The organism is Chitinophaga niabensis (genome assembly GCF_039545795.1).
GTDB lineage: Bacteria > Bacteroidota > Bacteroidia > Chitinophagales > Chitinophagaceae > Chitinophaga > Chitinophaga niabensis_B.
In genome coordinates this window covers 3,779,637-3,805,740 of record NZ_CP154260.1, presented here as the reverse complement: position 1 = coordinate 3,805,740, position 26,104 = coordinate 3,779,637, and the positions used below count along the sequence as shown (strand labels likewise).

Here is a 26,104-nt window from a genome sequence, read left to right as displayed (position 1 = left end):
GAATGAAGGGTCATATCCTCCTCCACGAAAACAATCGTCAGCAATGGCCACAATTCCTGATCAGCTGGCTGTTCTTTGGGCTCCTGCTATCCATGTCCTGGTACGTGCACCCGCTTTTTTCGCTGGTCTGTTTTGTGCCTTACTTTAAGGTATTGTTTCAGGCTAAAAAGAACCTGTTGTATTATGTTCAGCTGTTTGTGCTGAACCTCACATGGAATACAGCAGTCACCTATTGGATATACCAGTTAAGGCCGCTGAAAGGACTGGCTACGCTGCTGACCAATAGTATGCTCTTTTTGATGCCGGTGTTGATCTGGCATCTGTGTTCCCGTTCTTTTCTGAAAAAAGGGCAGGGGATGATGTTGCTGGTGTGCTGGTTGCTATTTGAATACCTGCATCATATATGGGATTTTTCGTGGACATGGCTCACTGTGGGGAATGTGTTCGGAAGCCATCCTCAATGGGTTTTGTGGTACGCATATGCAGGCGTATTGGGAGGGTCTGCCTGGATACTAAGCAGTAATTATCTCATTTATCAAGTAGCCAGGGTTTCTCGTCCTGGCCTGAAGAAATGGATTTTACCCGGCTTCACCATATTACTGCCGGTTGTGATCTCTTTAGGTCTAAAAGTCCGAAGCAATGCACAACCGGCAGGTATGGTAAGCCATATTACAGCGGCAGCGCTGTCTGTTCATGATAAAGACAGCATCAGTGACATCCGGAAGCTCAGGATTGTGGACTCCCTGCTGGTGAGTGATAAACAGCCCAAAGAGATCGTGCTGTTGCCGGAAGCATTATTGACGGACCAGGTTTGGCTGGACCGTTTTCCTTTCAGCCGGCAGTACGACCTGATCAAACAAAGTTTGAAAAGGTGGCAGGCCAGCCATATTATTACAGGTGCTCAACTGAATGTCTATGACACCACGGGAATAGTTAATGCTGGTCCGGAGCAGGCGGATGGGATCAGTGCATACAATGCCGCATTGATGATAGATACATCAGATATGATCAGCATCAAGCTTAAAAAAGTATTGGTGCCGGTAGAGGAGTATGTGCCTTCCTATCTTTCCTTCCTGCCCCTGAAAAAGCGGTTCAGGATAGAACGCAACAATTCAGATGTTTTTGAAATAAGCGGCCGGCAATACCTGATCGGTATCTGTTACGAAGTGGTGAATAGCATTTTTATAGCCAACAGGGTACAGGAGCAGACCAGCGCTCTGTTAATGCTGTCCAGCGAGAGTTTCTTCGGGCAGTCTGAAGTAGGGCGGGAACAATACATGAACATCTGCCGGTTGCGTTGTGTAGAAAACAACCTGCCCCTGGTAAAATCTTCCAACGATGGCATTGTAATGTCTCTGAGTGCAGGGGGAGAAATACTGGAAGCTAAAAGAACATCCGGGCCATACCTGCTGCATGCTGCAGTGAGGTCGCCGGGTATTTCGTTTTACCATATGATCGTACCCTTTGTGCCATGGGCTTTATTGCTCCTCCTGGGAGGTGTACTGATGGTGAATTTTTTCTTAAAAGTAAAAAGCCGGGAAAGCGTACATGCTCCTTCCCGGCTTTCTATTTACATAAATGATTGATCAGAATTTAAACCCTATCGTAGCCACTACGTTACCGCCGGTGGTTTCCAGGGAAGCCGGCTGCACGTTGGTAGCGCGTAATATGTAAGGCTGATACGTATCGTTCCAGGCCAATGTGTGGATGTAAGTGAGGTCTGCAAAAAATCCTTTGTTACGGTAACCTAAACCACCACTGATCTTCTTGATGCTGCCATCAATATCAGACTGTTTGTATGGACTGCCATAGTAAGAGAAACCAGCGCGAACGGCCAGTACAGTAAATTTCAATTCACCACCCACCCTCAGGTTCATGGCGCCCTGGTAGGTATCGCGGATAACCTGGTTCAGGCTATTGGCCAAAGCGGGTTGAGGGTTCGGGCCTTTGCTGAAATTGTATTTTGTTCCCCCGTAGTTAACGTATTCCACATCTGCAGTAATAAAGCCGTGTTGTTTGCTAACATCCGCATTGGTACCGAAGATATAAGAAAGACTCACCAGCGCGCGGGAGGGCGTTCTGAGCTTGTATTCATATTCCAAAGGGAACCCATCGTTTACCTCTCCTGATTCTATGTAAACGGGATATTGAATGGGATTGGAAGGATCCGGCTGGAAGCCTTCCAGGTCATTCTGTAAATTGGCGGTAGACTGGTCACGCATAGAATACCAGGATGGTGTATGATAAGAGAGGCCTATACGCAGGGCAGGCATGGGTGAATAGATCAACCCTAATTTAGCATTGAAACCCACAGCGTCTGTTTTCAGGCTCTCTTTGTATTCGAGGAAAGAAAACTCATTCCCGGTATCATCTGTATTATCGTCTTCCGCATAAGTGCGGTTACGTTCGTAACGAATAGTAGGAAAATTCAAAGCTGCACCTATGTAAAGCTGGTCGTTGTAGTTGCCGCCCAGGCCTATGGAGAACTCGTTCATGGCGCCACTTTGTTCCACCATATCCTGCTGGTAGATACCCTGATCCACTGGTACGTAGGAATGGTAATTTCCATCATTGGCCAGCGATACGAGATAGTTCCGGTAGCCAAGGCTTGCCCCGGTAGGGAAGCCGTTGGAAGCCTGGTCTCCTGTAACAGGCTGGCCGCCGTTGTTCAGGTCTTCCGCCCACCGGTCCGTGATGCTGGAGGAGGAATTTACCCCCTGAATTTTTATTGTGCTGTTAAAATCGGCGAGGCGACTATAGTTCAATGCCACTGCCATATTTTTCCATTTACCATTATTGTGGGCAGGCAATCCGAATACGATGCCGGCATTGCCCAATGTTACGCCGGACCTGTTGGCATCGTTGCCGGTACCCAGATATCCTGTCTGGATCTTGTTGAAATAGAACCCTGGGGTGATCACAACTTCGCTGGTTTTGAAAAAGCCAAGGCCGGCAGGGTTTACGTGAGTGGCGCTAATATCGCCACCAAGCGAGCCGGCGGCTCCTCCGATGGACTGCGTACGTGCAGTTCCTCCCGGAGTCAGGCGACTATAGCGTAATGCGTCCCATTCGTCCTGTGCAAGGACCTGGGTAGATACACCAATGGCTATCAAAAGAAATACGGTTCTTTTATTCATCTTAAAATCAGTATGGTGATAAATTGAGTGCTTATGGAGATATAGGGTTTAAAAGGAAACGATCAATTACGGGCCAGGTTATGATCCGCAATTGATCGTTCTTTAGTTATCTATTAACCGCCTCTCGGACGTGTTGTTCTTGCTGGTGCCGGTGAACTGCTTGGACTGCTGGAAGGATAACTGCGTTCCGGTGCACTGCTGCGTTCAGGAGCTCTGTACGAAGGTTCCGGTGTATACTGCCGTACAGGAGGGCGGTCATTACTATTACTACGGTCAAAATTCCTTGAAGGCGCTTGTCTTGAAGGTCTTGAATCCGGATTTGTAACAGGGCGTTCAGATGGAGCGCGGTCAAATGTTCTTCTCGGAGCACTTCCACGGCCGCCATTCGGATTGCCTGGATTCACCACGGTTCCGCCGCTGCGGTCAAACGTCCTTACAGGAGCTGAACCCCTGATAACAGGCCTTGGATTGGATGAATTGTAGTTGTTGGAATTGAACACGCGGGAAGAGGAAGAACCTCTCGGACCCCATGAGTTCGCCGGACGGGTGTAGTAGTAACCACCACCACCATGCCAGCCGCCACCGGGGTAACCGCCGCCATACCATCCATTGCCATACCATCCGCCACCATACCAACTGCTACCGTACCAGCTGTTGTACCAGGGATGACCGAAGCCACCACCGTACCATCCGTTTCCGTACCAGTTATTCCAGCGATAAGGGTTGTAGCCCCATCCCAGGCCGATACTGAAGGAATTACCCCAGGAAGGATAACCGTAGAAATTGTTCATGTAGATGTTGGGGCCGCCATAGAACGGGTCTGCATAATATCCATCCCAATAGTAGCCATTATAGCCCCTGCTGAAACGGTCTATACGCCGTGCGTAATCATAGCGTTCCTCATCCTCATCCTGGTATGTTACATAATTGTCGTCGCCGTTGTCGTTATACGTTTCCTCATCTGCATTACTAGCTTGTTGTTGCGTACTTCTGGCAGTGTTATTGGCGTAGACTTTGGCTCTGCCCGGTGAATAATACACATCATCGGGAGTCTGTGCTGTTTTGTATGCGGTAGAGCAGCTGCTTAACACGAGCAGTGCAGCTATCGCACTATATATCATAGGTTTCATCTGATGATATTTGATTAACAATGTAAATTTACTCAATTTAAACGAATTTTATCGTTGAAAGATGCCACGCACACGGCGTTTTATTATCTTCGCACACCCGGAGGAGGTTTTGGTTTTTTCTAACGTAGGTTTGTGGCGATTTCCGTCTTATCTTAAACAAATATTGCGCCAATAAATTGTGCCGGAAGCCTTATAAATCGTAGCTTTCTGCCGAATGGCAACAGGGATGGATAAACGGAAAATAAGACATACTAACTCCCTGTACAGGAACACGTTGGAAATTCCGGAAGCCGGGGAAACGGAAAAAGAAAAAAACTTATATGAGTAAAGAGATCACAGCCAGATCAGAGGATTATTCGCAATGGTATAACGACCTCGTTTTGAAAGGCGGTTTAGCTGACTATTCTGCAGTGCGCGGATGCATGGTTATCAAACCCCACGGATTTGCCCTTTGGGAGAATATGCGCGATGTGCTGGACAAAATGTTCAAAGACACCGGCCACCAGAATGCTTATTTCCCCCTTTTCATCCCTAAAAGCTTCCTGAGCAAAGAAGCCGCCCACGTGGAAGGTTTTGCGAAGGAATGCGCCGTGGTTACCCATTACCGCCTGAAGAACGATCCGAATGGCGGTGGCGTGGTGGTTGACCCGGACGCGAAACTGGAGGAAGAACTGATCGTTCGCCCTACATCTGAAACAATTATCTGGAATACTTATAAAGACTGGATCCAATCTTACCGCGATCTTCCCCTGCTGATCAACCAGTGGGCTAACGTTGTGCGCTGGGAAATGCGTACCCGTCTTTTCCTGCGTACCGCTGAATTCCTCTGGCAGGAAGGGCATACCGCCCATGCCACTGCGGAAGAAGCGATCGCAGAAACCCGCCAGATGCTGGATATTTACGCAGAATTTGCAGAAAAATACATGGCACTGCCGGTGATCAAAGGTGTTAAATCTGCGTCTGAAAGATTTGCCGGTGCGGAAGATACTTATTGCATTGAGGCGCTGATGCAGGATGGAAAAGCCCTGCAGGCAGGAACTTCCCATTTTCTTGGCCAGAATTTTGCGAAGGCTTTCGAGGTGAAATTCTCCAATAAGGAAAACAAACAGGAATACGTGTGGGCAACATCATGGGGGGTATCCACCCGCCTGGTGGGAGCACTGGTGATGGCACACAGCGATGACCAGGGGCTTATACTACCGCCACGCATTTCTCCGTTACAGGTCGTGATTGTTCCGATATTTAAAGGAGACGATCAGAAGAAACTGATAGACGACAAGGTGAACGAGATCATAAAAGAGCTGAAGGCAGCCGGTATCCGTGTGAAATATGATGATTCCGATAACGCCCGTCCGGGATGGAAATTTGCGGAATATGAGATGAAAGGAGTACCTGTACGTATTGCATTAGGTGCCAGGGACCTGGAGAATAATGTAGCCGAAGTAGCGCGCAGAGATGAAAAAACAAAATCAAGCCTGTCACTGGACGGCCTTTCCGGCCAGATCGTGCAGTTGCTGGAAGACATCCAGCAGAACATGTATAACAAAGCCCTTGCCTACCGCGAGTCACATATTACGCCGGTAAACAGCTGGGAGGAATTTGAAAAAGTGCTGGATGAAAAAGGTGGTTTTGTAGCGGCGCACTGGGATGGCACTCCGGAAACGGAAGCGGCTATAAAAGAACGCACCAAAGCAACCATCCGTTGCATACCTTTAAACAATGTGCAGGAAGCCGGAACATGTATTCTCTCCGGTAAACCTTCCAAAGAAAGGGTGTTGTTTGCCAGGGCATATTGATCACCGCTTAAATATTCAGACAGATACATCGTTGATGCAAGCCATCCGTTATATAACATTGCTGCTTTTTTTCCTGGCCTTTTCCCGCATCGCAGATGCACAGGGGCTGGTGATCCGCAATTATAATGTAAAGGATGGGCTTGCCAATGCTACTGTATATGGCGCCGTACAGGATGCCGAAGGTTTCGTCTGGTTTGCCACACCCACCGGTGTCAGCAAATTTGATGGAAAACGTTTCCGCAATTACACCAAAAAAGACGGCCTCACGGATAATGACGTGATCAAACTGGCCGCCGATTCCAGGGGAAGGGTATGGTTCTTCACCAATAACGGAAAACCTTCTTTTTATAGCAAACCCGGCATACACAACGAGGAGAACGATACATCGCTCCGTTTCAACAGTCGGAGCCAGTATATACAATACGCTTTTGAGGACAATGCCCGGGTTACCTGGTTCCTGAACAGCGCAGGCAGCGTTTTTAGTTACAATGGACGCCAAACCTCTCTTGGTAAACTAGGTACCTCAGGCAATAAACCCGAGACCTCAGAAACATCGCAGACAGACGTGTTTTTCTTCCTCAGAACAGAAACCGTTTACCGTTCCCTGCAGCGTACCTTGAACTTTCCCAGTGTAAAAGACAGTAACAATCGTGACCAGAAGATCTTCCTCACGGCGCTTTCTCCTGTGCAGGCCCCCGTGTTTAAGGAAAGGATCAAAAAACAACCTGTGATCATTACGGATAATGTGCTGTATTCTTATTCCCCGAAAGACATCATTCCTTTCTTCAAAGGGGAAGACTGGGGTATCACGGAGGAGATCAGCAGCATCTGTATAGACCGGGATAATCTCTGGATAGGCAGCCAGCGTGCGTTGTACCTGATACGCGATTATTTCAAAGGAGAAAAGAAGATCAGTAAACTCCTGTATAACCACTACATCACCTCTATTCTGAACGACCGGGACGGTAACATCTGGATCACAACATATGGAGACGGGGTGTATCATATTCCTTTCAAACATTTCTATTTCGGTTACTTCGATAATACCAATGGTCTTTATTCCCATTCTGTTTACAGTGTGTATAAAGACAAGCGGAACGGCCTCCTGTATATCGGAGAGAATGCCGGTATGCTGAATACCATGGACGGGGACGGTGCTATTAGCCGCCTGACGATGGATTCCACGCTTGGCCGGAACAGCATTTTCGGTATTCTGCCTTTGCCGCATGGGCAGGAGGTATTGATCGGCACAGATAACGGCATCTATCAGTATGCCCCTGGGTATAAAAAACCAAGGGAGATATTGAACATGAAGGCGGTGAAAGATATGGAGATGACACCTTCCGGCAAATTAAGGGTGGTAACCCGCAGCAAGGTGTTAAGTGGTTTGGATTTCAAACCCACGGATCTGGGCGTGCTGGAAACCCTCATCACCTCTATTGCCTGCCTCAGTGATACCTCTTATTACCTGGGTACCGGCAGCGGGCTGTATTTCAGTAATGGAGGTATGCCATATCCCATCCAGCAAGACCCGCGTCTGAGCCAGAGTATCAAAGACCTGCAGTGGATAGACGGATATCTCTGGATAGGCACCAGCGACCAGGGGATCTTTGTATTGAAGAATAACCAGATCATCCGGCACTTTAAAGTGTTCGACGGGCTGGTAAGCGATATCTGCCAGCAGTTGTATTACGATGGGCAGGGCAGGTTGTATGTGGCTACCAATCGTGGTGTATCCGTGATCGATACAAAAGAACGGGTGCTGCTGCGCAACATCACCTCCAACGATGGTCTGATGAGTGACGATATCCGGGGCCTTTGCCACTCCGGCGATACCTTATATGTAGCTACTTCCAACGGACTGTGTTATTTTTCCCGGGACCATATTCCCGTGGATACTTTCCCGCCAACCGTATACCTGAATGCCATACGTTACGGGGATAGCAGTTTCCCGGCTTATCCTTATTTCAGTCATTTATATGAAAGGGGCAGCACCTTTGAGGTAGAATTTGGCGCCATTGCATTCGATCTGCCGGAACTGGTGGAATACCAGTATAATTTCTCCAACGATACTTCCGGTGGCTGGGTGACCACCATGAGTAATATTATACCTTACCCTAAACTGCAGCCGGGAGAGTATAAACTGCTGATCCGTGCCCGTAAGTATAAGAGCAACTGGAGTGAACCCGTGTCCCTGACCATTTCCATTTTACCGCAATGGTACCAGGAATGGTGGGCGAGAGGTATCCTGGTGTTGCTGGGTTTATTAGCTATCATATTGATACTCCGTTATATAATAGGGAGGATTAAAGGAGGAGAGAAGCGGAAAACGGAGTATAACCGGCGTATCGCAGAACTGGAGGCAAAGGCGCTTACTAACCAGATGAACCCGCACTTCATCTTTAATTCCCTCAATTCTGTGCAGCACCTGATATTGGAAAAAGAAGAGAAACAGGCCCTGAACTTCCTGGCAGACTTTGCCACGCTCATGCGCCAGATGCTCAACAATTCCAGGAAATCGTATATTTCCCTGGAAGATGAGATTGCCTTCCTTGCCCGCTATCTTGAGCTGGAAAAGATCCGTTTTGCTAATTCTTTCGTTTATAAGTTCGAAATGAGTGATGAACTCAAGGAATATACCGTATACATTCCGCCTATGCTCATTCAGCCAATTTTAGAAAATGCCATCAAACATGGCCTTGCCCCCAAAAACGGGAGCGGGCACCTGCTGGTGAAGCTTGAGATGCATGGAGACCTGCTCTATTGTGCCGTTGACGATGACGGCATAGGCTGGGAGCATGCCAACAATATCAAGAGCGGAAAGCTGGCAAAACATGAATCCACCGCCCTGAGCGTAATCCGGGAAAGGCTCCAGATTATTAAATCTTTTAATGGAAGCGTTGGAAAGTTAGAAATTATTGATAAATTTAAGTCTGGATTCGGCAACAAGGAAGGTACCTTGGTTGAAATCCTGATTCCCATTGTAAAGATGTTATGAGTATTATTAAAGCTGCCATTGTTGACGACGAGGTCCGCAACATACATATCCTTCGAAACATTTTAGAGAATTACTGCAAGGATGTAAAGGTGATAGGCGAAGCACAAAATATCCATGAGGCCGCGGAAATGATCAAAAATAACCCTATTGATGTATTGTTTCTGGATATTGAAATGCCCCCGCACAACGGGTTTCAGCTACTGGAGATGTTCCCTGTCCTCAACTTTGAAGTAATTTTCATAACAGCGTTTCAGGAATATGCGCTTCAGGCTATTAAGTTTGCGGCACTGGATTATTTGCTCAAACCTATCAAGGTAAGTGAGGTGGAAGATGCATTGGAGAAAGTGAAGCGGAGCAAAAAAGGCCGTCTGAACGAACTGGCTTCCATTTTAAAGGATTATGTTAAGAATAACGATAATGCGTTCTCCAAGATCGTTATACCGGTGAATGACGGCTACAACGTTATTGACCTGAAGGATATCATCTACTGCGAAGCTTTTGACAGCTACACCAAAATACAGCTCATCAATAACGTGTCCCATCTCATTTCCAAGTCCCTGAAGGAGTATGAGGAGATGTTATCTGATAAAGGTTTTTATCGTGTTCACAAGTCTTTCCTCATCAATATCCATCATATCGTAAAGATCATCAAAGGATTAGGTACCGCCGTGATTATGAGCGACCAAAAGAACATCCCCATATCTTCCCGTAAGAAGGACGAATTCTTTACACAACTGAAAGGGGTGATCAACCTCTAACCCCGCATCTTTTCGGATATTTATACTTGAAGAATTTTTTCACCGCAACTTTATTGCCGTTAACGAGTTATTTCTTGACGTTTACCAACTCGTATTGTTCCGGTATAACATATAATCCTACATTTAGTATAGGGTTTTCATAGGATATATGGTCATTGTAGTAAGCTCTTTGCGATGATGATCATAATAAAGGCCTCTCGCTTGCGGGAGGCTTTTTATTTTCAGGCCAAACAAAAAGGCCTCCCGAGAAGCGGGAAGCCTTTAATCCTAACCTATAAAACCTATATGAAAACTCTTAGAATGCTACACTATTACTCAGATCAAGATCGTAGTAATAAATATTCGCCTGGCGGTCCGTCATATAAAATCCTTCGAGCCTCACTGATTTCTTTCCCTGTAAAGCACTTTTCAGGGCATCTACAGATTCGATCTTCGCATTACCTGCTTTCAGGATCACGAAATTGGATTTCATATTCGTTTGTTTCTTAATGATCCCGCTGTTAACATTGGTGACCATCACGCCGCCTTCCATACCCAGGCGCTGGGCAATTTCTTTTGGTAAAGGCCTCAATTCAGCCCCCAGGTAATCGAGTACACCTGGCTTTACAATGCCCGTATTCCCGTCGAGGTTCTTCAGGATTGCGCTGGCCGTGTACTCTTTGTCATTGCGCGTATAGTTTATACTCACTTTGTCACCTGGTTTGTATCGGCTGATCTGCTCCATTAATTCAGGAACAGAAGAGGTATTCACCCCGTTTATCTTTGTTATAATATCTCCTTCTTTAATGCCGGCCGCCGCCGCAGCGCCTGTGGGCGGAACACCCAGTACCTTGATGCCTGCCAGGTCCCTGCTCATGTTCAATGCACGTAACTGGGATTCGGACATCTGGGAAGGGTCCTGGTATTCAATACCCAGGTAAGCCCTTTGCACATTTCCGAACTTCATCAGGTCATTCACTACTTTTCTCACCAGGTTCACCGGGATGGCGTAGGAATAACCTGCGTAAGCCCCTGTTGGAGAGGCAATAGCGGAATTGATCCCTATCAGCTCTCCGGCTGTATTGATGAGCGCGCCGCCGCTGTTTCCCTGGTTCACCGCTGCATCCGTTTGAATAAAGGATTCAATGGCTGACCTGCGCTGCCGGGTGTTGATGCCTATTGCACGCGATTTGGCGCTTACGATACCCGCTGTTACCGTGGTTTCCAGGTTTAGCGGATAACCTACTGCCAGTACCCACTGGCCTACCTGTATCTCATCTGAATTACCATAGAGCAGGTAAGGCAGGTTATTGGCGTCTATCCGGATCACGGCCAGGTCTGTATTCGGATCAGTACCGATCACCTTTGCCGTGTACGTTTTATTATTACTGAGGGTCACGGAAATTTCATCCGCATCGTCCACCACGTGATTGTTGGTAACGATAAACCCGTCATCCGAGATCAGTACGCCGGAACCGGAAGCCATCTGGCCTGGTATATAATACCGGCGGCCGCCTTCTTCTTCGTCAAACTGCTCTCCAAAGAACTCTTCGATCAAACTCCTTCTTTTCTGCAGGTTATTGTTCACCTGCTTGGGATTGATCTTTGTTTTGATATGCACAACTCCCGGTGTACCTATTTTCGCTGCCTGCTGAAAATCCGTAGGTGGCGTCAGGTTATCGTTGGGAATGGCACCGGGCATGTATTTGGCGTAATTCACAGGGATGTCGTTTGAACCGTTCTGGAATGTGCCTTCCGGTTTTGGTGCAAAATATTTGCTGTAAACAAATATGCTCCCTGCGGCTGTAAGTACGCTGATTAAAAAAGTGGCGGCAACTTGCTGGAATCTCATATGTGCCTTGATTTTAAAAGGGTCAAATTGATAAGGAAAATCCTTCGCTTAAGTTAATCAATTTACATGCCTGTCACACAAAATTAAGGAGGAACGGAGGATATATGTTGTAACATGGAAGCATTTAACAGATATTTATGGGATTCGTTAAAGGCTCCTTAAATTAAACGCTGCAGGCACTGCCAAAAGTATGGCAATGCCTGTCAGTATAACAATCTTTAATGTCATTTTGCTAGAGGGAATGCAGGAAGGCCGCGGTATCCACGCCATCTGCATAATCGCTCAGTGAAGGTTTCTGCGCCTGGCCAAATGGAATAGCATCCCTTGCTACCAGGCATTGCAGGTCTTCATTTTTCCTGAGTTGTTCTTCCAGTTCTTCCCGGTTGCTGTAATACCCGTAGTGCAGTACGCTGATGGGGGAGAAGATGCTTTCGTTCTCCTGCAGCAGTATGCTGTCGTTCGTAAGGCAGGGGGTAGAGTTCAGCAGGAACAGGGCGAGGTTGTAATCGAAGTTGTTCTTGTACTTATTGTGGTCTGCCATGTAAGCATACTTTGTGAATGCTTCCAGCAGCGGGCCGAATGTATATCCCTCCGGCACATATACCTTGGTTACGTTCCGGCAGCCTAATCCGAAATACAACATCACATCATCTGCGAGTGCCTCCAGCTCTTCAGGGCTTTCATCTCCCTGAAGTACGGCAACGGATGTACGGTTGCGGCGGATAATATGCGGGTATTTGGCGAAATAATAGTTGAAATAGCGGGCGGAGTTGTTGCTGCCTGTAGCGATGTAAGCATCGCAGTCTTTCAGCATATCCTGTATGGAGGTGTATGCCGCCGCTTCAGGATACCATTCCTGCAGCTTGTTCAGCAGGTGGGGAAGCAGCACACTGTCCTTCGAGGAGAGTTTAATACGTATCTCATGCCCGCTGAGGAAACCAGTCAGCCAGTCGTGGAACCCTACGAGGGGAATATTCCCTGCGGCCACGATCCCTACCTTTTTTGGCTGAGCAGGTTTACCGAATCCGGGATAGGCAGTCAGCCATTGCTGCAGTTTATCCTTATCCAGGTAATATTGGCAGATGTTACTGATAGCCAGATCAATGAATTCCGGGGTAAACCAGCCATTTTGCACATACGCCCTTTGCTTCACTTCCTGCAGGGTTTCCCGCTCTTCTTCCGTACCCTGACCGCTCATATACGCTCCCAGGCGCTGCAGTGCTGTTAATTTTTGCGATAATTCCATCATTTCCCGGAAAATAAATTGAGTATTTTTAATTGAAGATATTCTATTTTTGGAGCAAAATTAATGGCTTACTACCTAAACTAAAAGTTTGAAACATGGCAATTAAGATAACAGACGAATGTATAAACTGCGGCGCATGTGAACCGGAATGCCCTAATAATGCTATTTATGAAGGCGGTGTAGAGTGGGCAATGGCTGATGGTACTACCGTTAAAGGGTCCTTTACACTGATGGATGGATCGGTGATAGATGCTGATCAGCGTAATGCGCCTGTAAGTGTGGATACTTATTATATCGTTCCCAATAAATGTACAGAGTGCCAGGGTTTCCATGAGGAACCTCAATGTGCGGCCGTTTGCCCGGTAGACTGCTGCGTGCCTGATGAAATGTACCAGGAAACAGTAGACGAACTGATGGAGAAGAAATCCAGGTTGCATCTTTAAACTGCAAATGACAAGTTGATCATACCCGTCCGGCCAGGTTATTCCAGGCCGGATTTTTTTTACTCATTTACCTTCTTATTTTTGCTGCCTTACTGTTAATGTCTTTATGATGAAAAATATAGCCCTGGTAGCCGGCGGATATTCCGGAGAATATGTAATATCTGTTCAGAGCGCCGCAGTGATCGAAAAGAACATCGATGCTGCTTTGTACACTGTTTACAAGATCATTATCACCAGGGAAGCCTGGAATTACACCGCCCCTGATGGTACGGTACATGCAATAGATAAGAATGATTTCAGCCTCAGCATTGCCGGAAAGAAGATCGCGTTTGATGCAGTGTTCATTGGTATCCATGGTACGCCGGGAGAAGATGGCCGCCTGCAGGGTTATTTTGAAATGCTGGGGATCCCCTACACCAGCTGTGGCATGGTAACTTCCGCATTAACCTTTAATAAAAGCTATTGCAATAAGGTAGTGGCGGCACTGGATGTGGTGAAAGTGAGCCGTTCCGCGCATATCTTCCGGGATAAACCTTATGATACTACCGCTATCCTGCAGCAATTGCGTTTGCCTGTATTTGTGAAACCCGCAGAAGGGGGCAGCAGCATCGGCATGAGCAAAGTGAATAAAGCAGAGGAGCTGGAGCCGGCTATCATCAAAGCGTTTAAAGAAGATAACCAGGTATTGATAGAAGAATTCATCAAAGGCACGGAGGTGACCTGTGGAATGTTCTTTGCAAAAGGACAACTGCATGTATTACCCCTCACGGAGATCCGCAGCACCAAGGAATTCTTTGATTATGAAGCGAAATACACGCCGGGCATCACCAATGAGGTAACCCCTGCTGAAATTCCGGAAGCAGCTGCGGAACATATCCGTACTGCCGGTAAGGAGTTATACCACCGCCTGAATTGCAAAGGCATTGTACGGGCTGATTTTATCCTGGAAGAAGGAACCGGAAATGTGTATTTCCTGGAAATAAACACCATGCCGGGCCAGAGTGAAAACAGCCTGGTGCCGCAGCAGGTACGCGCTGCAGGCATGACTTTACAGGCGTTTTACGGCATGCTTATTGAAGAATGCCTAAGCAATCACTAAATAAGGCATCTATCCATACAAACTATGAAACTATTCGATAAGATAACTAAACGCTCCTTTGGCTATAACCTGCTGGTCATCATCGGGTTAATTGTGCTGATCGGCCTCATCTTCTTTTTTTCGCTCGGTTTCCTCACCCGCCATGGCGAGGTGGTGACCGTACCGGATGTAAGGGGGAAAAGCATTAAAGATGCCACCACTTCGCTGGAAGGCCTGGGATTTGATGTGGAAGTACGGGATTCCATCTATATTGATACAATGCCGGCATTGCTGGTATATGAGCAAACACCGGAACGCGGGGATGTGGTAAAAGTGGGCCGTACGGTATACCTCACTGTCAATAAAGTGGTGCCGCCCATGGTACCGATGCCTGACCTGGAAGGCCTTACCTTCCGCAGTGCAGAAATGACGCTGCGTGCCCGCCGCCTGAATATCGGGGATACGATCTATAAACCTGATTTTGCTACCAATACGGTATTACAGCAATTGCTGAACGGTAAACCCATCAAACCCGGGAAGGAGATCCCCGAGGGCAGTAATATTACCCTGGTGCTGAGCAGTGGTACGGGCAGTATGGAAAACCCTGTGCCGGAAATCGTAGGGCTTACCTATATGGAGGCAAAGGAAGTACTGGCGGCCAGCAACCTCAATATCGGTACGGTGCTGATAGACGGCGGCGTAACAGATACCCTGGGTGCTTTTGTGTTTAAGCAAAGCCCTGCCCGCAGGAATGAACTGCACGAACTGAACCTGATCCGTGCCGGTGAAAGTGTGGACCTCTGGCTCTCTGCCACCCGCCCGGTGAAAGACAGTACGCTGGCTCCGGTGCAGAAACCGGCTGAAGAAAACTAATATATTATCTTTGTAAAAAATAAAAGCATCATGCAAAACATAACAGCAGAAGAACTGAAGCAGCGTATGGACAATGGTGAGGCGCTAAACATCGTGGACGTTCGTGAACCACATGAGCATGACGAATTCAACATCGGTGGAATTCTGATACCGCTTGGGGACGTGCGCGCGATGCAGATAGATGAAATCGAAGACCTGAAAGATAAAGAAGTGATCGTTTACTGCAAAAGCGGTAACCGCAGTGGTCAGGCAGCTATGCTGCTGGAAACAATGGGGTTCAGTAATGTGGTGAACCTGCAGGGAGGAATGATGAGATGGCGCGAAGTCATTAAATAATTGAAAAGGCCGCTCTGTAAAAGCGGCCTTTTTTTATGCTTTGGAAGAAGGTACAATCGCAGTAGCTTCAATCTCCACCAGTAATTCCGGACTGATAAGTTTACTCACTTCCACCATCGTAGTGGCCGGCCTGATAGCCTGAAAAAATTCACCATGCGCACGCCCGATCTTTTCCCATTGAGAGATATCGGTTACGTATATACGCGTACGTATCACATCATGCAGAGAAGCGCCTGCTTTCACCAATGCTGCTTCAATTTTAGCAAGGGTATGTTTTGTTTGTTCATAAGGATCGTTGATACCGATCACTTTATCCCCGTCCTGGGAAACCGTGCCGGATACTTCCACCACATTACCGATCCTCACTGCGCGGGAATAACCAACTTTCGCTTCCCAGGGCGCTCCTGAACTGATGTTTAAACGTTGCATATGGAGGGTGTTTTATGACTTATTCAAAGAAGCAACTACTTCCACCTACCCAGTCTTTATCCGCATTATAATTCACGCCTATCATCTTCCCTTTGCTGAGCCTGGCCAGGTTATGTGTGAGTATAGGATCAGCTGCATCATCCGGCCAGCAATACATCAGGCGGATCTCACATTTAGCCGGACCGCTGGGCGTTTTGATCACAGGCGCGTAATTTACTTTCTGTTGTAATATCCAGTTCTCAGGATCTTTTATGGCATCTATATCTGCGGGTGTGGGATCAATGATCACACCCTGTCCGGCAAAAGAGAACAGGGGTTTTAATACATAATTTTCCAGGTCTTTTGGCAATACCGCTATTTCATGCAGGAAACCTGCTTTCGGCGCATAAGCTCCCTGGATATATGGCAGCAGGAATTTGCTGATGCGGTAATACCAGTTGGGATGCGTCACCCATTCCACTTCCATTTCGTGCTGAAAATTGATCAGGGTACCCAGTTCTTCCCGGTGTTTTTCCAGGTCTTCAGCAATCATGCGGTTATAGATGCGTTTTACCGGTAACTTTTCCCCATCCTTTTCGTAGTAGAGTTTCTTTCCTTCCAGTACCAGTGCAGATACGCAAACGGTGGGGATGCCCAGCAACTGTTCTGTACGCACAAAATCGATCAGTGTTTTTTGTTGCTGCGGCAGCACTTCCAGCAGGATCACCTCTTTGGGATCATGTCCATTGAGGATGGTTCTGCGGAGCAGTGTTTCGTATTGCGCAGCATCCATACCACCGAGAAAGTTGTTCAGGGATGAAGGTATATCAAAGTGCTGCCGGTATTGTGCAGCGAGTAGTTCCTGGAATCCAAAGAGGCTGGGAAATCCCTGTAGTTCTATCAGCTGAGGGGATAAAGCGCCTGCCTCATCCTGCGTAACAGCAAAATCTACGATCAGGAATTGCGGATGTGCATCCTGCTGCGGTACCACCTGTCCTTTCGGGATAGCCATTTCCGTGAGTGCATTGAAATCTTTCCTGCGTATTACTTCTATCACGGCATCCCCGGCTGCGATCAGTTGCTGCTTAAGGGCTGCAGGCACAAATACGGGAGTTTCTGCTACACGGAAAGAAGGGGTTATACCGGTGATGTCTGTTAGTGACCGCAGCAGCGCTTCATATGCGCCGGAGCTGAATTGGCTGTTGTATTGCTGACGGATAGCAGGGATCATGAGATCGTTTTAGTATATAGGTGTTGCAGTGCATCCTGCAGGAAATCAGGCAGCAGGGTATCATGGGTGAGCAGGATCTTATCCGGCTCCATGAGCAGTTCCAGCATATTATGATACTTCTCTGCACCATGTTCTTCCGTCACCCTTTTCTTTTTGGCGGGCGACATCAGGTATTTGCGCATGCCAACGGCATCTGCTTCAGGATGGAATTGGGTACCGGTCATGTATTCATTGAAGCGGATGGCCATGATAGCCCGTTCAAGCGGTACATGTGGCCTTTCTTTTTCAATGGCCAGCACTTCTGCACCCATGGCCTTTAGTTTTGTTTCATCAGGACTGATCACCTGCCAGTTGCGGCTATCCACAATGTAGAAAGGATCGTTCAGCCCGGAAAAGTAAGGTTCATGCAGGCCTGCGGCTGTTTTATGCACGGGAAATACACCAAAGGCGGGAGACTTGCGGCGTACTACCTGTCCCAGTTCAAAATACCTGCATACTATCTGAAAGGAGTGGCAGATCAGGAATACATATTTTTTGCGGTTACCGGGTACGCTGTTCCAGGCCAGCACACTATTCAGCCAGTTGAAATAAACTCTCTCCCATTCGCTGCCGGCACTGTCTACCGGGCTGCCGGGGCCCCCCGTTGAGATGTATGCATCGTAAGAGAGGTCCGGCACCTGTTTTTGCTGGCGCACTTCAAATTCATTTACCTGCAGGGGGATCTGCTGCTTTTCTGCAAAATCGATCAGCAATTCGCGGATGCAGCGCATACCTTCATTGGGTACGCCCTCGTACAGGTCTAATACGGCTACTTTCATGTATGCTGCAAAATTACGCCAGAAACTGCGATTGTATGAAATCAACTACCGGTACCAGTCCATTTTGTTCCTCGTAAACCTTTAGTTGTTTGTCTGCTCCTGTGCCCATGGCCAGGATGCGCTGTGTTCCCTCTACCACTTCAGCGCGGGAACCCAGGTCGTTCAGAACATCGTCCACAAAATCCAGCAGCTCATAGATCAGGGCGCGGGTGTTCACTTCCATTTCTTTCCCGAAATCTATCAGGTTACCGTCTATACCGTAACGGGATGCGCGCCATTTGTTCTCATTCACCAGTGCGCGGTTGTAAATGATGAAATTGAGGTTCTGCATGCGCAGTTTATAGATCTTCACGCATACCGCCTGGAAAAGTGCGGCAAGGGTGATGGTTTCTTCTGTGGTGAGTGGAACATCGCAGATACGGAACTCCACCGTGTTGAAGAAAGGATGTACCCGGAGGTCCCACCATACTTTTTTGGCGTTATCGATGCAATTGGTCTTTACCAGTAGTTTGATATAATTATCGTATTCCTCTATGCTGGCAAAATAGTCCGGGATCCCTGTGCGGGGGAATTTATCGAACACTTTGGTGCGGAAAGATTTGAAGCCGGTATTGCGGCCTTCCCAGAAGGGGGAATTGGTGCTGAGGGCAAAGATATGCGGCAGGAAATACCGGGCGCTGTTGGCGATGTGAATGGCCAGCTCGCGGCTTTCCATCCCTACATGCACATGCAAACCAAAAATGAGATTGGAACGGGCAGCATCCTGCATTTCATTCACCAGCGCAAAATAGCGGGGATGATCTGTGATCAGTTGTTTTTCCCAAAGGGAGAAAGGGTGAGTGCCTGCGGCGCCGATACTGAATCCCAGTTCACCGGCTATCTGGTGGATGGTTTTACGTAAGAGAAGCACATCCTCCCGCGCTTCATGGATATCCGCACAGATCTGTGTGCCTACTTCCACAACGGCCTGGTGCATTTCGGCTTTTACTTTGTCTTTGATCACCTTCTGTGCCTGCTCTACGATCTTTTGTTCATGGGAGCGGAGTTCACGGGTTTGTGGGTCCAGCACCATGTATTCTTCTTCTATGCCTAATGTAAATGCTGAAAAATTCATGTATAAGATTGCGTTACGGTGTGAATGTCCGAATTATCTGATCAATGTTGCACAGATTTTTTAAGATAGGTTCCCCAGGTAAGATTGTCTTTCCCGAATTGCTGTATCCTGGCCCTTTCTACGGCGTACTGTGCCATGGTGTTCACTACCCATTCAAAGTTCTCTTCACCAACGGATACAGCATCTGCATCCGGGGCGGGGTTGCAGAAGTCTATGGCGTAAGGGATACCTTCCCGTACAGCCAGTTCCACGGTATTGAAATCATAACCCAATGCGCGGTTCAATGCCAGCACATAATGTTCCATGGCCTGGTACAGTTTTTCAGCAGGTTGGAAGCCTGCTTTATAACGGTCTGCCGGTGGGTTGCGGGGTTCATATGGCATGATGCGCACGTGTTTACCGCCGATGCAGTAACAGCGGTAATATTCTTCAAACAATATTTCTTCCTGTAATAACATCACAGATTGCCCCGTTTGTGCGTGGAGTTTGAAGAAGGCTTCTTTGTCCGCCACCCGGTATACATCTTTCCAGCCGCCGCCGGCAAAGGGTTTCATGTAAGCGGGGAAACCTGTATAGTTAAAAATGGCATCCCAGTCCATTGGGTACCGGAGGTTACGGAAAGAGCGGGCATTGGTATCTGGTGGTAGTTCAAAAGAGGGAAGCAGTGCGGTTTTCGGAACGGGAATATCCAGGCTTAATGCCAGTGCGTTGTTGAAGAACTTTTCATCTGCGCTCCACCAGAAGGGATTGTTGATAACGGCGGTTCCATCCAGTGCGGCATTTTTCAGCCATGCGCGGTAAAAAGGAACATCGTGGGAAATGCGGTCGATGATCACGGCATATTCTCCCGCCTGGCCCTGCAGGGCTTTATCGATCACCACAAACTCCGCATGCATGCCGGGCTCGCAGTGGCGGTTCACGCGGTCCACAAAAGCCTGGGGGAAAGTATTCTCCTGCCCAAACAAGATTCCAATCTTTTTCATCATGGATCATGGCTTTAAGAACGACAAATAATGTGGCAGCATCTCTCTCCATACCGGCCAGTCGTGCAGGGTATTGGGTCTGATGTCCAGCCAGTGCTGTATCTGTTTGTTGGACAGGATGCCGGAGAACTGTTCGTTCTGGGAGAGGGTCACATCCCTTTCCGCAGCGCCCAGCACAATACCCATCCTCCAGAGGTCGGGATGTTTATTATCCGGCATGAAGTCCATGGGGTTATTGTAATACACATTATCATCGTAATACCCGTCTATCCTGGAACTGATGTCAAACAAACCACTCATGGAGAACAGGTAGGACACTAACTCCGGATGCCTGAACGCAAAATTGGCGGCGTGATACCCCCCGAAACTGCAGCCTGCTATCGCTACCCGCTTGTGGCCGGTTTCTGCTATGGCACGGGGGATCACTTCATTCAATATAACGGCATCATAACACATATGGTTCAGTGCTCTTTCCGCAGGACTGATCTGTTTATTGTACCAGCTCTGGGTATCAATGCCATCCGGACAATAGATCTTCACATGCCCGTTATTGACGTACCAGGCTACAGAGTCTATCAGGCCACGGTCTTTGCTTTCGTAGTAACGGCCCATAGAAGTGGGGAAGAGGATGAGCGGGTAACCGCTATCCCCGAAGACCAGCATTTCGAAATCCCGGTCAATATGTTCAGAGTGCCATTTATGATAGTTTTCAGTCAAGGGATCGGGTTTTAGAAAAAGGATATTTCTTGGATGCCCCGGGGGCATTGCAGGCTCTACGAATTTCATGAAAAATAATGGCTTCTCAAAGGTCAGGGAAAATTTAGTTTTTGACGGGGACGGTTTCCCATCCTTTATATTCGCCACCTAGTGCAGCGGCCTTTTTACGGAGGTATATGATCATACCGCTGATGGTGGATGCATCCGGCAGGGCATTTTTGGAAATGGTCACCAGGCCGGTACCTTCTTTGCTAATGGCTTTTTTAGGCTCGTCTGTGACCCGGAATCCTTCTTTCTTCATCTCTTCAATAAAAGTGCTTCGGTTCTTTCTGTCGGCGAAAAAGAAGCTGTAATCCACTGGTCTTTCTTTTTCCTTTTTGTCTCCCCCTTCGGCTAACTGATGCAGTACTTTGGATACATTGAGCTGTTCCAGGATGATCTCATTAGGATAGAGGAACTGCAGGTAACCCTGCCATTCAGGATCATGGCGGATATTGATATAGTATTTGAAATCCGGGAAATTGTCTTTGTAAAAGGTCTGCAGCGAAAACCGTACATCCATGGAATCCTGCAGGTAGAAATAGTTCAGGCGTTCGCAGTTATGCGTCCAGTTACCGGCAAAGGTGGTTTTTCCCAGGAAGCTTACCTGGCGTACCAGCGCATCATCGATAGATTGGAGCGTTTCCTGGATTTCGGGGGAAGGAAGGCCGTCTTTGCATTGGGTGAAAGTTACCCCTGTGATCAGCACAAATCCCTGCTCTTTCACCGGCGCTTTTTCTTTCAGGCTCATATTCACCAAAGTGATGCCGGCACCCTTTTCGTAGGCTGCTATATAAGATTCCCAATGATCTTCAACCTGGGCTGCTGCGTTTTCAGAGATGGTTAAAAGCAACAGGATATGTGTCAGTTTAGCTAAATTCATCATATAGGATTTCTACATGTAAAATATCGATTTCTTCATAATCTTCTAGCATTGTTTTTGCTAACTTAGTGTATAACCCTTCTGCTTATGCTTCCCAGGAAAGAATCTTTTGGACAATTCTCACTTTACCTGCAAAGGGAAGTGACCTTCGATTGCTATCTGCCCGCCAATACCCGCGAAACGCCTCACCTGTTATTGCTGAACGACGGGCAGGACCTGGCGGAGATAGGTTTTCCCGCAATGCTGGAACAATTGCAGGATACCATTCACCCTTCATTATGGGTAGTGGCTGTGCACGCAGGCCCGCAACGGCTGCAGGAATACGGTACGGCAAAACATGTGGATTACCAGGGCCGTGGCTGCAAAGCAGGGCTGTATACACGTTTTATCCTGAAGGAATTATTGCCTTTCCTGCAGCAGCGTTATCATCAAAGCTTTCCCGATAAAACCTTTGGCGGTTTTTCCATGGGAGGCTTGTCTGCACTGGACATTGTGTGGAATAATCCCGCGCAATTCCACAAGGCCGGCGTATTCTCCGGTTCGTTATGGTGGCGTTCTTCCAATGAGGATACCAATCACCGCATTATGCACCGCCAGGTGAAAGAAGGACGTTTTCATCCTGACCTGCGTTTCTTTTTTGAAGCAGGTACGGAGGATGAAAAGTCAGACAGGAATATTAACGGGAAGATAGACGCGGTGGATGATACAGAAGACCTGGTGGCGATCCTGGAAGAGAAAGGGTATGAGAAAGGAAAACATATTCAATATACACTTGTGGAAGGTGGTAAACATGATCTGCATACCTGGGCTGGTGTAATGCCGGGATTCCTGGAATGGGTAGTGAATACCTGATAAACACAAGTGCAAAAAAAAGCCGGGTCAATAACGACCCGGCTTTTTTTTGTGTATGAAATTAGTTGAAGATATAACGGAGACCTACCTGCATTTGCCATCTTGAAGCAACGGCAGGGTTTGTTCTGAAAGGAGCATCTACTTTCGCAAAAGAGAAGCGGGGCTGGCCACCGGGACCATTGAAGTCACGGAATGCTAGCGGGCTGGAAGTATTTGCAGTTTGTGTAACACCCCAATCGCTGTTCAGCAGGTTACCGAAGTTGATGATATCAAGGGTAAGCTGCAGTTTGCTTTTTGATTTAGGTGCCAGTTTTGCAAAATCCAGGTCCTGCGTCAGTTTCACATCAAAGCGGTTAGCCCATGGGATGTCTGCGCCGTTCCTTTCTACATATTGGCCTCTTCTGCTGCTCAGGTATTTGCTGTTATTGATGAAAGTATTCAGGTCGTCCCAGATCTGCGCCGGAGTACGGGTATCAGGAGCTGTGTTAGGCCTTGTCTGATTCGGGATAAGGATAATCTCGGAAGCATCCCTTGGCACATACATCAGGTCATTGGAAGTGCTGTTGTCCCTGTTAACAGAACCACCGTACGTATAACTTACGCGTGAATTCTGGAAGCCATCATTATAAGGAGCGCCTTCATAGATCACCGCAAGTGTGGTACCCAGGAATTTTGCATATTTCACACTGTAAGTTACAGTACCCACCACGCGGTGTTTAACCAGGAAGTTGGTGTAAGACAATACGGGGATGTTAGGATCATTTACAATCTGGTTCCCTGCATAGGCACTGTTTGCCTGTGATCCGGGGCTGGATGTAACATCCTTTGCATCTGTATAGGCATAAGCTACCATGGCACCTAAACCGAAATCAAATTGTTTTGACAATTGAGCGGATAAGGTGTAGGAATAACCTTTGGATACGTTATCCAGTACAATGGCATTGGTAATGGATGAATTGATCCTGTTGGCATTACCACCGGGGAATGTAGGGCGTTTATCGGGGCCAGGTAAAGTGCCGGTTGGCGCAACGAGATTCGCATCCCTGTGGAACACTGCATTCAGATCTTTTGTATAGATACCTTCTACGGTAGCCACGATATCACCTGGTAAACGCACATCCGCTGCCAGGTTGGAGCGCCAAACCTGTGGATATTTGAAGTCACCGTCTATCACGTTGATAGCATAAGTAGGTGGCAGGGAAGGGTTAGCCGGGATATAGGCATTCGGGTTATCTGTAAAAGGCCTGTCTGTTGGGTTGTTGCGGAATTCATTACCAAACAGCAATCCATTCTGGCCTGCCTGGTTCACTGCCCATACAAAAGGTATCCGGCCGGTGAAAAGACCGGTTCCACCACGGATCTGTAACTTCTGGTTATTCATTACATCCCAGTTGAAACCAATACGGGGAGACCACAGCAATTGTGCTTTCGGTAATTTACCCACATCCAGTTTCTCACCATCCCGGAATGTCATAGCGTTCACGAGCGGATTGCTTTGCAGGGTGGAAGGATAGAAAGGTACATCCAGTCTTACACCATATGTGAGGCGGAAGTTATCTGCCACCTGGAACTCATCCTGTACATATGCGGAGAACTGTGCTGTATTCAAGTCTGCGGTGGGGGTTGGATTACCTTTCACGGCAGAATAAGTAAGCTGGTAGAGTGATGGGTTAGCACCGGCTACACCATTGGTTGCATCAACAAAACTTTGAAGGGAAGCGTAACGATATTGTCCATACAGGAATTGAGCAAACCCATTTGAAAATTTGAAGTATTCACCGCTTACACCAAAAAGAAGGGTGTGTTTGCCGGCATAATAGTTGAAATTATCAGTGATCTGGAACAGGTCCTGGTTAAGTACGTTCAATCCGCTGAAAGGCTCAGAACCAAAAGAGATGTAGTTGGAACCATTCAGTTCAATATCCACAACAGGGAATGGTTTTCCGAATATTTCCCTTTTATCCCTGAAGGCACTGTAGGTAACAGACAGGTTATTGGACATTTTATTGGAAAGCGAACTGTTCAACTCCGCCACAAAAGAATTGATCTTATTGTACTGGCGGTATTTCATGTTCTCGAAATAGATGGAGGTAGTGCTCTGCCCGCGGCCTGAGTTGGAGTTGGAGGCGCTGGGTGCTTTATCCTGATATGCATTCAGATAAGAATAACGGAAAGTGAATTTATTCTTTTCGTTAATGTTCCAGTCCAGACGTACCGTGATCTTGTCGTTGTTTTGCGGATAAGAAAAACCCTGGTAAGCACCCGGATCATAATTGTATTTGGTCCTCAGGATATTTCCTACGGTTTCAAGGTCTGTTTTATTCACCAGGGAAACGCCGGGAGGTAATGTTCTTGGATCTGTAGTTGGCGTACCTGTATTGGCTACCAGTGTACTGGCCGGAGCATCCTGCCTTTCCATTTCACCGTTGATGAAGAAGAACAGTTTGTTTTTGATGATCGGCCCGCCGATACGGAAACCTACCTGTGTTTGGTTAAAATCGTCTTTCGTAACGCTTTGCCCTTTTACTTTTCCTCCTGTTAAGGAATTGCTGCGGATAAAGGTGTAAACAGACCCTGATATTTCATTTGTTCCACCTTTGGTAACGGCATTGATACCGGCACCGGTGAATCCACTCAGTTTTACATCATAAGGGGCCAGGTTAACCTGCAACTGATCAATAGCGTCCAGGCTGATAGGTTGTGCGTTAGCGCCTCCTCCGGGTAAGTCAGTGATACCAAAAGCATTACTGAAGAGAGAACCATCCACTGTGAAGCTGTTATATAAACCATTACGGCCGGCAAAGTTGAGGCTCTTTCCGGACTGAGGGGTTAACCTTGTAAAGTCGGAAATACCGCGGCTCAGCGTAGGGAGCTTATTCAGCTGGTCTCTGTTAATAAAGGTGGCAGCACCTGTTCTGGAAGGGTTGAAGGTATTATCCTGGCGGCCGCTGATCACCACCTCCTGCAGGCCGGTAGCGGCAGTTTGCAGGCTGAAATCCTGCCGGAGGGTCTGGCCCAGCGGAAGGTTTATGTTTTCAATCTTTTCTTCTTTGTAGCTGACATAGGTTACCGTGATGGTATAGGGACCGCCTACACGCATATTGGGAATGTTATAACGGCCACTTTCCTGTGTGGTGGTGCCATAAACTGAGCCGGTAGGGGTGTGAACAGCTTTCACTGTTGCACCGATCAGTATTTCACCAGTGGTTGCGTCTTTAACAGTTCCTGTTATACCAGAAGTAGTTACCTGTGCAAAGGCGGTATTAACACCTAATAATAATAGACATAGATAGAGTAGTTTTCTAATTCCCATAACAAACGATTTGATGATCCTGCAAATATCAATAAATATGCTTTCGAAACTTTAACTTGAAATTAACAAATTGTTACCACAGTAGGGTTTTGAAGCTACTTGCCGGTGATCTTTGATAAT

Annotated in this window: 21 protein-coding genes; 9 read left to right on the top strand and 12 right to left on the bottom strand. The window is 47.5% G+C overall.

Annotated elements, in window-relative coordinates; translation table 11 throughout:
* The first annotated feature begins 2 nt into the window (after positions 1–2).
* Complete coding sequence (locus AAHN97_RS14835; RefSeq protein WP_343302820.1) at positions 3–1,586, top strand: hypothetical protein; 1,584 nt, start codon at positions 3–5, stop codon at positions 1,584–1,586.
* On the opposite strand, the gene AAHN97_RS14830 is transcribed toward AAHN97_RS14835, so the two are convergent.
* Entirely contained in the window at positions 1,587–3,137 is a 1,551-nt protein-coding gene (locus AAHN97_RS14830) for an OmpP1/FadL family transporter (RefSeq protein WP_343302819.1), read from the bottom strand.
* Positions 3,138–3,250: 113 nt separating this feature from the next.
* On the bottom strand, positions 3,251–4,267 hold the full coding sequence (locus tag AAHN97_RS14825; RefSeq protein WP_343302818.1) for a hypothetical protein: 1,017 nt from the start codon (positions 4,265–4,267) through the stop codon (positions 3,251–3,253).
* A 320-nt stretch (positions 4,268–4,587) separates the two neighbouring features.
* On the opposite strand from AAHN97_RS14825, the gene proS reads away from it, so the two are divergent.
* The 3 genes from proS to AAHN97_RS14810 are packed head-to-tail and all read left to right on the top strand — an operon-like array spanning position 4,588 to position 9,819.
* The gene (proS, locus tag AAHN97_RS14820) at positions 4,588–6,063 is read left to right on the top strand and encodes a proline--tRNA ligase (protein ID WP_343302817.1); all 1,476 of its coding nucleotides are present in this window, start codon (positions 4,588–4,590) and stop codon (positions 6,061–6,063) included.
* Positions 6,064–6,097: 34 nt separating this feature from the next.
* On the top strand, positions 6,098–9,061 hold the full coding sequence (locus AAHN97_RS14815) for a sensor histidine kinase (RefSeq protein ID WP_343302816.1): 2,964 nt from the start codon (positions 6,098–6,100) through the stop codon (positions 9,059–9,061).
* The gene (locus AAHN97_RS14810) at positions 9,058–9,819 is read left to right on the top strand and encodes a LytR/AlgR family response regulator transcription factor (RefSeq protein ID WP_074237512.1); all 762 of its coding nucleotides are present in this window, start codon (positions 9,058–9,060) and stop codon (positions 9,817–9,819) included. Before AAHN97_RS14815 ends, AAHN97_RS14810 begins: the two co-directional genes overlap by 4 nt.
* Before the next feature lie 295 nt (positions 9,820–10,114).
* On the opposite strand, the gene AAHN97_RS14805 is transcribed toward AAHN97_RS14810, so the two are convergent.
* Positions 10,115–11,650, bottom strand: coding sequence for a trypsin-like peptidase domain-containing protein (locus AAHN97_RS14805; RefSeq protein WP_343302815.1), 1,536 nt, complete (start codon positions 11,648–11,650; stop codon positions 10,115–10,117).
* Between the two features lie 232 nt (positions 11,651–11,882).
* A complete protein-coding gene (locus AAHN97_RS14800) occupies positions 11,883–12,899 on the bottom strand; it encodes an acyl-CoA reductase (protein ID WP_343302814.1) in 1,017 nt (338 codons plus the stop codon).
* Between the two features lie 92 nt (positions 12,900–12,991).
* On the opposite strand from AAHN97_RS14800, the gene AAHN97_RS14795 reads away from it, so the two are divergent.
* The 4 genes from AAHN97_RS14795 (at position 12,992) to AAHN97_RS14780 (ending at position 15,626) form a co-directional block, all read left to right on the top strand.
* The gene (locus AAHN97_RS14795; protein WP_343302813.1) at positions 12,992–13,339 is read left to right on the top strand and encodes a 4Fe-4S dicluster domain-containing protein; all 348 of its coding nucleotides are present in this window, start codon (positions 12,992–12,994) and stop codon (positions 13,337–13,339) included.
* Between the two features lie 109 nt (positions 13,340–13,448).
* Positions 13,449–14,438, top strand: a complete 990-nt coding sequence (locus AAHN97_RS14790) for a D-alanine--D-alanine ligase (protein WP_343302812.1) — start codon at positions 13,449–13,451, stop codon at positions 14,436–14,438.
* 24 nt (positions 14,439–14,462) lie between these two features.
* Positions 14,463–15,290, top strand: coding sequence for a PASTA domain-containing protein (locus AAHN97_RS14785; protein WP_343302811.1), 828 nt, complete (start codon positions 14,463–14,465; stop codon positions 15,288–15,290).
* Between the two features lie 30 nt (positions 15,291–15,320).
* Positions 15,321–15,626: a rhodanese-like domain-containing protein gene (locus tag AAHN97_RS14780; RefSeq protein ID WP_343302810.1), complete on the top strand. Its 306-nt coding sequence runs from the start codon at positions 15,321–15,323 to the stop codon at positions 15,624–15,626.
* A 33-nt stretch (positions 15,627–15,659) separates the two neighbouring features.
* On the opposite strand, the gene AAHN97_RS14775 is transcribed toward AAHN97_RS14780, so the two are convergent.
* The 7 genes from AAHN97_RS14775 to AAHN97_RS14745 all read right to left on the bottom strand — a co-directional run bounded on the left by AAHN97_RS14775 (position 15,660) and on the right by AAHN97_RS14745 (position 21,819).
* The gene (locus AAHN97_RS14775; protein WP_343302808.1) at positions 15,660–16,055 is read right to left on the bottom strand and encodes a RidA family protein; all 396 of its coding nucleotides are present in this window, start codon (positions 16,053–16,055) and stop codon (positions 15,660–15,662) included.
* Between the two features lie 19 nt (positions 16,056–16,074).
* Positions 16,075–17,265: a hypothetical protein gene (locus AAHN97_RS14770; RefSeq protein ID WP_343302807.1), complete on the bottom strand. Its 1,191-nt coding sequence runs from the start codon at positions 17,263–17,265 to the stop codon at positions 16,075–16,077.
* Complete coding sequence (locus AAHN97_RS14765; RefSeq protein WP_343302806.1) at positions 17,262–18,083, bottom strand: type 1 glutamine amidotransferase; 822 nt, start codon at positions 18,081–18,083, stop codon at positions 17,262–17,264. The genes AAHN97_RS14770 and AAHN97_RS14765 overlap by 4 nt, the downstream gene beginning before the upstream one ends.
* Before the next feature lie 13 nt (positions 18,084–18,096).
* Positions 18,097–19,197, bottom strand: a complete 1,101-nt coding sequence (locus tag AAHN97_RS14760) for a carboxylate-amine ligase (RefSeq protein WP_343302805.1) — start codon at positions 19,195–19,197, stop codon at positions 18,097–18,099.
* 41 nt (positions 19,198–19,238) lie between these two features.
* Positions 19,239–20,183 carry an ATP-grasp domain-containing protein gene (locus tag AAHN97_RS14755; RefSeq protein WP_343302804.1) on the bottom strand — a complete coding sequence of 315 codons (945 nt, stop codon included), beginning with the start codon at positions 20,181–20,183 and terminating at the stop codon, positions 19,239–19,241.
* A 3-nt stretch (positions 20,184–20,186) separates the two neighbouring features.
* Positions 20,187–20,897 (bottom strand): esterase family protein, encoded by a 711-nt coding sequence (locus tag AAHN97_RS14750; RefSeq protein WP_343302803.1) that lies wholly within the window; start codon positions 20,895–20,897, stop codon positions 20,187–20,189.
* 103 nt (positions 20,898–21,000) lie between these two features.
* A complete protein-coding gene (locus tag AAHN97_RS14745; RefSeq protein WP_343302802.1) occupies positions 21,001–21,819 on the bottom strand; it encodes a DUF695 domain-containing protein in 819 nt (272 codons plus the stop codon).
* A gap of 87 nt (positions 21,820–21,906) precedes the next feature.
* On the opposite strand from AAHN97_RS14745, the gene AAHN97_RS14740 reads away from it, so the two are divergent.
* Positions 21,907–22,671: an alpha/beta hydrolase gene (locus AAHN97_RS14740; RefSeq protein WP_343302801.1), complete on the top strand. Its 765-nt coding sequence runs from the start codon at positions 21,907–21,909 to the stop codon at positions 22,669–22,671.
* A gap of 61 nt (positions 22,672–22,732) precedes the next feature.
* Here the strand turns inward: AAHN97_RS14740 and AAHN97_RS14735 are convergent, their stop codons facing one another.
* Positions 22,733–25,984 carry a TonB-dependent receptor gene (locus AAHN97_RS14735; protein ID WP_343302800.1) on the bottom strand — a complete coding sequence of 1,084 codons (3,252 nt, stop codon included), beginning with the start codon at positions 25,982–25,984 and terminating at the stop codon, positions 22,733–22,735.
* Positions 25,985–26,104 lie beyond the last annotated feature (120 nt).

Bases quoted from the DNA above. Each gene is read 5' to 3' on its own strand.
- AAHN97_RS14835 (WP_343302820.1), top strand. From the start codon at position 3: ATGAAGGGTCATATCCTCCTCCACGAAAACAATCGTCAGCAATGGCCA.
- AAHN97_RS14830 (WP_343302819.1), bottom strand. From the start codon at position 3,137: ATGAATAAAAGAACCGTATTTCTTTTGATAGCCATTGGTGTATCTACC.
- AAHN97_RS14825 (WP_343302818.1), bottom strand. From the start codon at position 4,267: ATGAAACCTATGATATATAGTGCGATAGCTGCACTGCTCGTGTTAAGC.
- proS (WP_343302817.1), top strand. From the start codon at position 4,588: ATGAGTAAAGAGATCACAGCCAGATCAGAGGATTATTCGCAATGGTAT.
- AAHN97_RS14815 (WP_343302816.1), top strand. From the start codon at position 6,098: ATGCAAGCCATCCGTTATATAACATTGCTGCTTTTTTTCCTGGCCTTT.
- AAHN97_RS14810 (WP_074237512.1), top strand. From the start codon at position 9,058: ATGAGTATTATTAAAGCTGCCATTGTTGACGACGAGGTCCGCAACATA.
- AAHN97_RS14805 (WP_343302815.1), bottom strand. From the start codon at position 11,650: ATGAGATTCCAGCAAGTTGCCGCCACTTTTTTAATCAGCGTACTTACA.
- AAHN97_RS14800 (WP_343302814.1), bottom strand. From the start codon at position 12,899: ATGATGGAATTATCGCAAAAATTAACAGCACTGCAGCGCCTGGGAGCG.
- AAHN97_RS14795 (WP_343302813.1), top strand. From the start codon at position 12,992: ATGGCAATTAAGATAACAGACGAATGTATAAACTGCGGCGCATGTGAA.
- AAHN97_RS14790 (WP_343302812.1), top strand. From the start codon at position 13,449: ATGAAAAATATAGCCCTGGTAGCCGGCGGATATTCCGGAGAATATGTA.
- AAHN97_RS14785 (WP_343302811.1), top strand. From the start codon at position 14,463: ATGAAACTATTCGATAAGATAACTAAACGCTCCTTTGGCTATAACCTG.
- AAHN97_RS14780 (WP_343302810.1), top strand. From the start codon at position 15,321: ATGCAAAACATAACAGCAGAAGAACTGAAGCAGCGTATGGACAATGGT.
- AAHN97_RS14775 (WP_343302808.1), bottom strand. From the start codon at position 16,055: ATGCAACGTTTAAACATCAGTTCAGGAGCGCCCTGGGAAGCGAAAGTT.
- AAHN97_RS14770 (WP_343302807.1), bottom strand. From the start codon at position 17,265: ATGATCCCTGCTATCCGTCAGCAATACAACAGCCAATTCAGCTCCGGC.
- AAHN97_RS14765 (WP_343302806.1), bottom strand. From the start codon at position 18,083: ATGAAAGTAGCCGTATTAGACCTGTACGAGGGCGTACCCAATGAAGGT.
- AAHN97_RS14760 (WP_343302805.1), bottom strand. From the start codon at position 19,197: ATGAATTTTTCAGCATTTACATTAGGCATAGAAGAAGAATACATGGTG.
- AAHN97_RS14755 (WP_343302804.1), bottom strand. From the start codon at position 20,183: ATGATGAAAAAGATTGGAATCTTGTTTGGGCAGGAGAATACTTTCCCC.
- AAHN97_RS14745 (WP_343302802.1), bottom strand. From the start codon at position 21,819: ATGAATTTAGCTAAACTGACACATATCCTGTTGCTTTTAACCATCTCT.
- AAHN97_RS14740 (WP_343302801.1), top strand. From the start codon at position 21,907: ATGCTTCCCAGGAAAGAATCTTTTGGACAATTCTCACTTTACCTGCAA.
- AAHN97_RS14735 (WP_343302800.1), bottom strand. From the start codon at position 25,984: ATGGGAATTAGAAAACTACTCTATCTATGTCTATTATTATTAGGTGTT.